The 9390-nt window shown below is 73.7% G+C and carries 9 protein-coding genes; 3 read left to right on the top strand and 6 right to left on the bottom strand.

Annotated elements, in window-relative coordinates:
• Positions 1-117 precede the first annotated feature (117 nt).
• The 4 genes from sucD to ACI79A_RS14500 form a co-directional block, all read right to left on the bottom strand.
• Positions 118-996 (bottom strand): succinate--CoA ligase subunit alpha, encoded by an 879-nt coding sequence (sucD, locus tag ACI79A_RS14515; RefSeq protein ID WP_457084299.1) that lies wholly within the window; start codon positions 994-996, stop codon positions 118-120.
• 31 nt (positions 997-1027) lie between these two features.
• A complete protein-coding gene (gene sucC, locus ACI79A_RS14510; RefSeq protein WP_457084297.1) occupies positions 1028-2191 on the bottom strand; it encodes an ADP-forming succinate--CoA ligase subunit beta in 1164 nt (387 codons plus the stop codon).
• A gap of 86 nt (positions 2192-2277) precedes the next feature.
• Positions 2278-2688: a cobalamin B12-binding domain-containing protein gene (locus ACI79A_RS14505; protein WP_457084295.1), complete on the bottom strand. Its 411-nt coding sequence runs from the start codon at positions 2686-2688 to the stop codon at positions 2278-2280.
• A gap of 34 nt (positions 2689-2722) precedes the next feature.
• A complete protein-coding gene (locus ACI79A_RS14500) occupies positions 2723-3604 on the bottom strand; it encodes a hypothetical protein (protein ID WP_457084293.1) in 882 nt (293 codons plus the stop codon).
• Between the two features lie 311 nt (positions 3605-3915).
• On the opposite strand from ACI79A_RS14500, the gene ACI79A_RS14495 reads away from it, so the two are divergent.
• The gene (locus tag ACI79A_RS14495; RefSeq protein WP_457084291.1) at positions 3916-4827 is read left to right on the top strand and encodes an esterase/lipase family protein; all 912 of its coding nucleotides are present in this window, start codon (positions 3916-3918) and stop codon (positions 4825-4827) included.
• Between the two features lie 237 nt (positions 4828-5064).
• The gene (locus tag ACI79A_RS14490; protein ID WP_457084289.1) at positions 5065-6000 is read left to right on the top strand and encodes a M23 family metallopeptidase; all 936 of its coding nucleotides are present in this window, start codon (positions 5065-5067) and stop codon (positions 5998-6000) included.
• A gap of 107 nt (positions 6001-6107) precedes the next feature.
• Here ACI79A_RS14490 and ACI79A_RS14485 read toward each other — a convergent pair whose 3' ends face one another.
• Together ACI79A_RS14485 and pcrA are read right to left on the bottom strand one after the other, a co-directional pair.
• Positions 6108-6434 (bottom strand): class I SAM-dependent methyltransferase, encoded by a 327-nt coding sequence (locus ACI79A_RS14485; protein WP_457084303.1) that lies wholly within the window; start codon positions 6432-6434, stop codon positions 6108-6110.
• Positions 6435-6516: 82 nt separating this feature from the next.
• Positions 6517-8823 (bottom strand): DNA helicase PcrA, encoded by a 2307-nt coding sequence (gene pcrA, locus ACI79A_RS14480; protein WP_457084287.1) that lies wholly within the window; start codon positions 8821-8823, stop codon positions 6517-6519.
• Between the two features lie 262 nt (positions 8824-9085).
• Here pcrA and ACI79A_RS14475 point away from each other — a divergent pair, with 262 nt between their 5' ends.
• Positions 9086-9373 (top strand): chorismate mutase, encoded by a 288-nt coding sequence (locus ACI79A_RS14475; RefSeq protein WP_457084285.1) that lies wholly within the window; start codon positions 9086-9088, stop codon positions 9371-9373.
• The last annotated feature ends 17 nt before the right edge of the window (positions 9374-9390 follow it).

Genomic DNA, 9390 nt, shown 5'->3' with positions numbered 1-9390 from the left:
CGGTCGCTGGCGCTCCCTGCGATGCTCGCGGTGGCGTCAGCCTCCGGGACACGGGTCGGCATCCGCCGCCGCTCCGCTCCTCGGTCGCTGGCGCTCCCTGCGATGCTCGCGGTGGCGTCAGCCTCCGACGATCTCGCGCATCAGCCGCGCGGTCTCCGACGGGGTCTTGCCCACCCGGACGCCGGCGGCCTCGAGGGCCTCCTGCTTGGCCTGGGCGGTGCCGGCCGAACCGGAGACGATCGCACCGGCGTGGCCCATCGTCTTGCCCTCCGGCGCGGTGAAGCCGGCGACGTAGCCGACGACCGGCTTGGTCACGTTGGCCTTGATGAAGTCCGCGGCCCGCTCCTCGGCGTCGCCACCGATCTCGCCGATCATCACGATCGCCTCGGTCTCCGGGTCGTCCTGGAAGGCCTGGAGGCAGTCGATGTGCGTGGTGCCGATGACCGGGTCGCCGCCGATGCCGACGGCGGTGGAGAAGCCGATGTCCCGCAGCTCGTACATCATCTGGTAGGTCAGCGTGCCGCTCTTGCTGACCAGGCCGATCTTGCCGGCCTTGGTGATGTTCGCGGGGATGATCCCGGCGTTGGACCGCCCGGGGCTGATCAGGCCCGGGCAGTTCGGGCCGATGATCCGGGTGGTGCCACCCTGGGCGTGGGCCCAGAAGTAGGTCGAGTCGTGCACCGGGATGCCCTCGGTGATCACGACGGCGAGCCCGATCTGGGCGTCGACGGCCTCGATGACGGCGTTCTTCGCGCCGGCCGGCGGCACGAAGATGACGCTGACGTCGGCGCCGGTCTCCTTCATGGCGTCGGAGACGCTGCCGAAGACGGGGACGCTGGCGCCGTCGAAGTCGACGGTCTCGCCGGCCTTCTTCGGGTTGACGCCACCGACGATGGCGGTGCCGGAGGCGAGCATGCGCTGCGTGTGCTTGCGCCCCTCGGAGCCGGTCATGCCCTGGACGATGACCTTGCTGTTCTCGGTGAGGAAGATCGACATCTCTGGTGAGTCCTGTTCAGGCCGGGGGCGGTTAGAGGGCGGCGAGCTCGGCGGCCCGGCGGGCGGCGCCGTCCATCGTGTCCACCACGGTCACCAGCGGGTGGTTGGCGTCGGCGAGGATCCGCCGGCCCTCCTCCACGTTGTTGCCGTCGAGCCGGACGACCAGCGGCTTGCTGGCCTCGTCGCCGAGCTGGCCCAGCGCCGCGACGATGCCGTTGGCGACGGCGTCGCAGGCGGTGATCCCGCCGAAGACGTTGACGAAGACGCTCTTCACGGCCGGGTCGGAGAGGATGATGCCCAGCCCGTTGGCCATGACCTCGGCGGAGGCGCCGCCACCGATGTCCAGGAAGTTCGCCGGGCGGACGCCGCCGAAGTCCTCGCCGGCGTAGGCCACGACGTCCAGCGTGCTCATGACCAGGCCGGCGCCGTTGCCGATGATGCCGACCTCGCCCTCGAGCTTGACGTAGTTGAGGTCCTTGGCCTTGGCCGCGGCCTCCAGCGGGTCGGCGGAGGCGGCGTCCTCGAGTGCCTCGTGCTCGGGGTGCCGGAAGCCGGCGTTCTCGTCGAGGGTCACCTTCGCGTCCAGCGCGAGGACGGTGCCGTCGGGCGCCTTGGCCAGCGGGTTGATCTCGACCAGGGTGGCGTCCTCCTTGCTGAAGACGTCCCACAGCTGCACCGCGATGGCGATGACCTGGTCGCGAACCTCGGCGGGGAAGCCGGCGGCATCGACGATCTCGGCGGCCTTCTGGGTGTCGACACCGACGGAGGCGTCGACGGGGACCCGGGCCAGCGCCTCGGGGCGCTCGACGGCGAGCTGCTCGATCTCCATGCCGCCCTCCTTCGAGGCCATCGCCAGGAAGGTGCGGTTGGACCGGTCGAGCAGGTAGGAGAAGTAGTACTCCTCGGCGATGTCGCTGGCCTGGGCGACCATCACGCGGTGGGTGATGTGACCCTTGATGTCCAGCCCGAGGATGTCCTGGGCGCGCGCCCTGGCGGTCTCGGGGTCGTCGGCGAGCTTCACGCCCCCCGCCTTGCCCCGGCCGCCGACCTTCACCTGGGCCTTGACCACGACGGGCGCCGCGATCTCGCGGGCGATCGCCTCGGCCTGCTCGGGTGTCTCGGCTACGCCGCCGGGGAGCACGGGGACGCCGTGCGCGGCCAACAGGTCACGGGCCTGGTACTCGAAGAGATCCACGAACAGGCACCGTAGACCGCCGCTGCGGCCGCCGCTCACGCGCCCGGCCGCGAGTGCGGCGCGTCACCCCGATCGGGGTGGGCGTGTCACGCCCCGGCGGGGGCGCCGACGTGCGCGCGCACCCAGCCGACGATCTCCTCGGTGCTGGCACCGGGGGTGAACACGCGCGCCACGCCCAGGCGGGCCAGCTCGGGCAGGTCGGCCTCGGGGATGATCCCGCCCCCGAAGACGACCACGTCGTCGACGCCGCGCTCGCGCAGGAGCTCGGCGAGCCGGGCGAAGAGCGTGAGGTGCGCACCGGAGAGCACGGAGAGGCCGACGGCGTCGGCGTCCTCCTGCACGACGGTCTCCACGATCTGCTCCGGGGTCTGGTGCAGGCCGGTGTAGACGACCTCCATGCCGGCGTCGCGCAGGGCGCGCGCGACCACCTTGGCGCCGCGGTCGTGCCCGTCCAGGCCGGGCTTGGCGATCACCACCCGGATGCGCTCGCTGGTCACGCCGTGGACTCTAGGCCCCCTGGCGTGTCCTGCGTCACTCCCGCGTGGCCGTCACGCCGGTCCGCCAGCGCCAGGCGACGACGGTCAGCCCGGCGAAGCCCAGGCCGACCAGCAGCAGGCCCATCCCGGGCACGGTCCACTCGACCTCCGGGCTCCGGGCGGCGTCCCGCATCCCGGCCAGCGCGGTGGCCAGCACGAACACGGACAGGGCCAGCAGGCCGCCGACCGCGCCCAGCCGGGGGCGCAGCGACGGCGCGGTCACCGAGCACAGCAGGAGCGCGCCGGCGAGCAGCAGCCCGCCGAGCAGCGCGAGCCCGGGCCGCTCCAGCAGGGCCTGCGGCCCCTCGACGGTCACCACGGTCTCCAGCCCGGTCACCGGGTCGGCCACCACCCGGTCGGGGACGTCGGCGGCGGGCAGCGCCAGGCAGAGCACCCCGACGACGCCGAGCACCACCGCCGACCCGGCCAGCACCGGCCGCACCGGGTCCAGCGTTCCGGCGTCCTCCATCACGGTGCGCCCCCACGCCACCAGGGCGACCCCACCCGCGAGCACGGTCAGGCCGAGGGCGACCAGACCGAGGACCCATCCTGCGCCGGTCTCCACCGAGCTGGTGAGCACGCGCTCACCGGCCAGCACCTCGATCGCCGGACGGGCGGTGGAGCCGTGCCCCTGGTGCAGCTCGATCAGCAGCCGGCCGACCGCCAGCGCACCGCTCACCGCCGCGTAGGCCAACCCCAGCCGCGGCACCCGCCCCAGAGCCAGCACCACCCCGATCAGCAGTGACACGAGCGGGCCGATCAGCGCCACCAGGGCATCGAGCGGGCCGGTGACGAGGTCGATCGTGGTCCCGCCGACCGTCAGGTAGGTGGGGAAGACGCCGACGGCGCCGACCAGGCCGGCGAGGGCGAGCAGCACCCCGGCGACCCGGGCGAGCGGAGGGACCGTCCCGACGACCAGCGGGTCACCGGCAGGTCGGTCCGCCGGCCGACGCGCCGGCCGAGCAGCACTGCTGGACGCCCGGCGGGCGCTCGGCCGGCCGGCCGTGGAACGGGCAGGCGCGCGGTCGCGGGCGGGCACGGTTCCCCCTCGGAGGTCACTGGGTCGGTCGTGTCGCAGGGCAGTTGTGTGATGTCCGGCACACGGGGGCATTACGGTCCCCGAACCGAGCACACCACGAGTGCACGCGGCGCCCCCGGCGCCGGGCCGGACGGGCGGAGGGAGACCAGGTGCACACCACCGACCCACCCTCTCCCCCAGCGTGGCACGCCCGCGCGACCGCAGCCGCCACCGACGTACCGGACCGGACGGCGTCGGCCCGCTCCGGCCTGCGGTCACTGGTCAGCCCGATCGCGCTCACCGGCGGCCTCACCGAGCTGGCCTGGGTCGGCGCCCACGCGTTGCTCTACCCGCTCGGAGCCCGCACCGAACGCGTGCGCGCCGACGGCCGGTACCGCCCGGGCACCCAGCCCCCCGGGGTGCGGGCCCTGTTCGCCGACGACCCGCTGGCCGCCCGGATCCCGGTCGTCCTGGTGCACGGCCTGGTCGACAACCGGTCGGTCTTCGCGATCATGCGGCGCGGCCTGCGGCGGCGCGGCTTCGCCCAGGTCTGCTCCTGGAACTACGGCCCGCTGGTGCGGGACGTGGCCGGCGCGGCGGAGGCGCTCGGCCGGCACGTCGAGCGGGTGTGCAGCGAGACCGGGCACGAGCGGGTGCACGTGGTCGGGCACAGCCTGGGCGGGCTGATCGCCCGGTACCTGGTGCAGCGGCTCGGCGGTGACGCCCGGGTGGAGTCGCTGGTCACCCTGGGCACCCCGCACGGCGGCTCGCGGTGGGCGCACGTGCTGCCGACCCCGCTGATCCGCCAGCTCCGGCCCGGGTCCCCCCTGCTGCGGGAGCTGGCCCGGCCCGCGCCGGGCTGCCGCACCCCCGTCACAGCCGTCTACAGCGACCTGGACCAGGTCGTCGTCCCCTCGACCGCCGGCCGGTGCGAGCACCCCGACCTGCGGGTCCGCAACGTGCTGGTCCGCGGGGTGGGGCACATGTCCCTGCCGATCCACCGAGCCGTCGTCGACGAGGTCGCCGCGACGCTGGCCGGGCAGCGGAGCGCCACCCCCGCCGACCCTCCCGTCGCCGCCTGAGGCGGCATTCCTGCGCCCCATGTGGCGTGTGTCGTCACGCAGCGCACACTGCCGCGACACGTGTCGTCAGGTCGTTGTCCGGTCCCTCGACCGTGGTTAGCGTCCGGAATGACATCGATGGCATTCGCCCGGAGACGTCGACGCACAGCCTGTGCGCAGCCCGGTCGCCCTCCCCGGTGACCGGCGCCCCCCAGGCACCCCGGCTCCCCCCGGGGTGCCACCCCCGGAAGGTGCCCGTTGACCCGACTGCGCGAGCTCGTGGGCCGGACCACATCGGTGTCCGACGCCGACCTGGGCACCGAGGACGCCTGGGACGGCGACTGGACACCGGGCCCGGACTGGGACGAGTCGGACTGGGACGGGAGCTGGGCCGAGCTCGACGCCGACCCGGACAGCACCCGGGAGGACGACGAGGGCCCTCAGGACGACGCTGCCGAGGACCGGACCCGCGTGCCGCGCCGCCGGGTCGGTGTCCCCCACCTCCGCCGTCCCCAGCTCCGCCGCCCCCGGCTCCCCCGCCCGACCGCCGCCCGCCGCCCCCCGGGCCGTCGCGGACCGGTGCTGCTCGCCGTGGCCGTCGCCGGCGCACTGGGGGCCGCACTGCTGGGCGGCACCACCGACACCGCACCGGTGGCCTCCGGGCAGGACTACGGCCTGGGCGTCGAGGACGTCAGCTTCGCCGGCGGGGTGGACGTCGCGGCCGCGCGGGGGGAGATCAGCCAGGCCGAGGCCGCGGCGCGGCTGGGCGAGATCGCGGCGTCCCGAGCGGCGCGCGAGCCCGACTTCGTCGTCCCGACCACCGGCCGGCTGACCACCTGCTTCTGCATGCGCTGGGGCACCATGCACTGGGGCCTGGACCTGGCCGCACCGCTGGGCACCCCGATCTACTCGGCCGCCGACGGCGTGGTGCTGCGCGCCGGCCCGGCCTCGGGCTACGGCAACGCGGTCTACATCCAGGACGCCGACGGCAACGTGCACATCTACGGTCACATGCGCTACTACAGCGTCGAGGCCGGCGACGTCGTCTCCGCCGGCGAGCAGATCGCCAAGGTCGGCAACCAGGGGCAGTCGACCGGCCCCCACCTGCACTACGAGATCCACGTCGGCGGGATGAACGGCAAGCCCACCGACCCCGAGGAGTGGCTGGCCGAGCGCGGGCTCTCCGTCCGCTGACCGCCGGGCTCAGGTGCCCGGCAGGCGCAGCAGGACCGACTGGTAGCGATCGTTCCGCTCGCCACCGGCGGCCCACACCTCCGACCGCGCCACCTCGCCGTGCCGGCTCAGCACTCGACCAGCCGCCCGGGCGACCGGGAGCTGACGAAGCGCGGCGGGTCGAACGCGTCGGAGGCCAGCGGCCCTTCCACGTCGGCACCGCACCGCACGCCGACGGCGAGCGGGGCGCCCGGGCGCAGCACCCGGCGGATCTCGGTGAGCGCCTGGTCGAGCTCGGCGTCGGGGACGTGCAGCAGCGTGCTCATCGTCCAGCCCGCGTCGAGGCTCGCGTCCCCGAAGGGCAGGGCACGCACCGGGGCCACGTGCGCATCGACCCCGGCCGCCCGGCACAGCGCGACGTGCTGGGGCGAGAGGTCGACGCCGGACAGCTGCAGCCCGCGGCCTGGAAGGCGGCCGCGTCGCGGTCGTACCAGGCGGCGAGATCGGCCTCCCGCTCACCGCCCGGCACGTCGTCGCCTACAGCTTGACCAGCGGGGCGTAGCGCAGCACGAGGCGCTTGGTGCCGCCGGAGCCGAAGTCGACCGTCGCCTGGGCCTTGTCCCCGGCGCCGTTGACCTCGACCACGGTGCCCAGCCCGAAGGCGTCGTGGCTGACCCGGTCGCCGACGTCGACGCTGATGACGGCGCGCTTGCCCGCCCCGCCGCGCAGCCCGCCGGTGGACAGCCCGGTCGCGGCGACCCGCTGCTGGGCCGACGACAGCGGGGTGGACGGCGCCGGCTGCAGATTGGCCCACTGCACGGTGTCGGCGGGGAGCTCGTCGAGGAACCTGGACGGCGGGTTGTAGGCCGGCTGACCCCAGTTGGTGCGCACCGTGGCCCGGGAGAGGAACAGCCGCTGCTGGGCCCGGGTGATGCCCACGTAGGCCAGGCGGCGCTCCTCCTCCAGCTCCTTGGGGTCGCCGAGGGCGCGCAGGTGCGGGAAGACGCCGTCCTCCAGGCCGGTGAGGAAGACCACCGGGAACTCCAGGCCCTTCGCGGTGTGCAGGGTCATCAGCGTGACCACGCCCGCGTCGGCTCCGTCCTCCCCTCCGGGGCCCCCGGGGATCTGGTCGGCGTCGGCGACGAGGGACACCTGTTCCAGGAAGTCGGTGACCGTGCCGCCGGGTGAGGCCGCCTCGAACTCGGCGGCCACCGAGATGAGCTCGTTGAGGTTGTCGACCCGCCCCTCGTCCTGCGGGTCGGTGCTGGCCGACAGCTCGGCCAGGTACCCGGTGCGGTCGAGGATGCTCTCCAGCAGCGCGGCGGGACCCGAGCCGGTCTCGACCAGCTGCTCGAACTCCTCCAGCAGCGCGACGAACTCCTGCAGCGCCTTGAGCGAGCGCGGGGCGAGCGTGGTGATCTCCGAGCAGCGGCGCAGCGCGGTGCCGAAGGCGATCCGCTCGCGGTCGGCGAACTGCTCGATGCAGGACTCGGCCTTGTCGCCGATGCCCCGCTTGGGCACGTTGATGATCCGGCGCAGGCTGACCACGTCGGCCGGGTTGGCGACGAGCTTGAGGTAGGCCAGCGCGTCGCGGACCTCCTTGCGCTCGTAGAAGCGCACCCCGCCGACCACCTTGTAGGGCATGCCGACCCGGATGAACACCTCCTCGAACACCCGGGAGGCGTTGTTGGTGCGGTAGAAGACCGCGATGTCGGCCGGGCGGGCCTTGCCCTCGTCGGTGAGCGCGTCGATCTGCTCGGCGACCCAGGCCGCCTCGTCGTGCTCGTTCTCGGCGACGTAGCCGGAGATCAGCTCGCCGTCGCCGGCGTCGGACCACAGGTTCTTCGGCCGGCGGGAGGTGTTCTTCGCGATGACGGTGTTGGCGGCCCGGAGGATCCGCTGCGTGGAGCGGTAGTTCTGCTCCAGCACGATCGTCGTGGCGTCGGGGTAGTCGCGCTCGAACTCGTCGATGTTGCGGATCGTGGCGCCGCGGAAGGCGTAGATCGACTGGTCGGCGTCACCGACGACGCACAGCTCGGCCTGCGGCACCGGCCCGCCGGGGCCACCGGCCAGCTCCCGCACCAGCATGTACTGGGCGTGGTTGGTGTCCTGGTACTCATCGACCAGCACGTGCCGGAACCGGCGGCGGTAGTGCTCGGCGACGTCCGGGAACGCCTGCAGCAGGTTGACGGTGGTCATGATCAGGTCGTCGAAGTCCATCGCGTGCGCCTCGCGCAGCCGCCGCTGGTAGAGCGTGTACGCCTCCTTGAGCACCTTCTCCGGCGCCGTCTGGGGGCTGAAGGATTCCTCGTCGACCAGCTCGTTCTTCAGGTTCGACACCTGGTTGGCCAGGCTCCGCCCGGGGTAGCGCTTGGCGTCGAGGTCGAGGTCACGGGCGACCATCGTCATCAGGCGCACCGAGTCGCCCTGGTCGTAGATGGTGAACGAGCTCTTCATGCCGAGCTTGGCGGCCTCGGCACGCAGGATGCGCACGCACATCGAGTGGAACGTCGACACCCACATCGCCCGCGCGCGGGGCCCCACGAGGGCCGCGACGCGCTCCTTCATCTCCCCGGCGGCCTTGTTGGTGAAGGTGATCGCCATGATCTCCCCCGGCTGCACCCCCCGGGCGCCCAGCAGGTAGGCGATCCGGTGGGTGAGCACCCGTGTCTTGCCCGAACCGGCTCCGGCCACGATGAGCAGCGGGCTGCCCTCGTGGACGACGGCGTCGCGCTGGGGGCCGTTCAGGCCGGCGAGCATCCGGTCGAGCTCCCGCCCGGTCTGGCCGGGGGTGGAGCGCGCGAGCGCGGCGGTGCCGGGGAGGGAGATCTGCGGGCTGCTCATGTCCCCGCCACTGTAAGCCGGACGGGTGACGGCCCCGGGCGCCGTGCACCGGGTGTGACGCGCGGGGCGGGTGGCGCCGCGGGCGTCGTCCGTGTCACACTCGACCCGTGCTGCGCCACCGCGAGTTTTACTACGGCCACCGGGTTCCGGTGTCCGTCACCGCTGGCTGAGCAGCCACCGCACACGACGCCCCGGGCCCGATGGCCCCGGGGCGTTTCTCGTCTTGCGGGGTCCGACGGCCCTCCCCACCCCGGAGGTCCCGATGAGCACCACCCTCTCCCCCGTCACCGCCCAGCCGGCCGCTCGGGCCGACGACCGGATCGGCGTGCTGCGCAGCGAGATCGACGCCTGCGACGCCCAGATCATCGAGCTGGTGCAGCGCCGGCTGGCGATCTCCCAGGAGATCGGGTCCCTGCGCACCGCCTCGGGCGGGATGCGGCTCAACCTCTCGCGTGAACGCCAGGTGCTCGCCCGGTTCCGCAGCGCGCTCGGCCCCGACGGCGCCGCGCTCGGGATGATGCTGCTCCGCCAGGGCCGCGGCCGGCTCTGAGGGAGACCCTCCTCGCG

It is taken from the genome of Modestobacter sp. SYSU DS0657 (assembly GCF_054050925.1).
The sequence above is the reverse complement of the archived record's forward strand: the minus strand, read 5'-3'. Positions and strand labels throughout refer to the sequence as shown.

Bases quoted from the DNA above. Each gene is read 5' to 3' on its own strand.
- sucD (WP_457084299.1), bottom strand. From the start codon at position 996: ATGTCGATCTTCCTCACCGAGAACAGCAAGGTCATCGTCCAGGGCATG.
- ACI79A_RS14475 (WP_457084285.1), top strand. From the start codon at position 9,086: ATGAGCACCACCCTCTCCCCCGTCACCGCCCAGCCGGCCGCTCGGGCC.
- pcrA (WP_457084287.1), bottom strand. From the start codon at position 8,823: ATGAGCAGCCCGCAGATCTCCCTCCCCGGCACCGCCGCGCTCGCGCGC.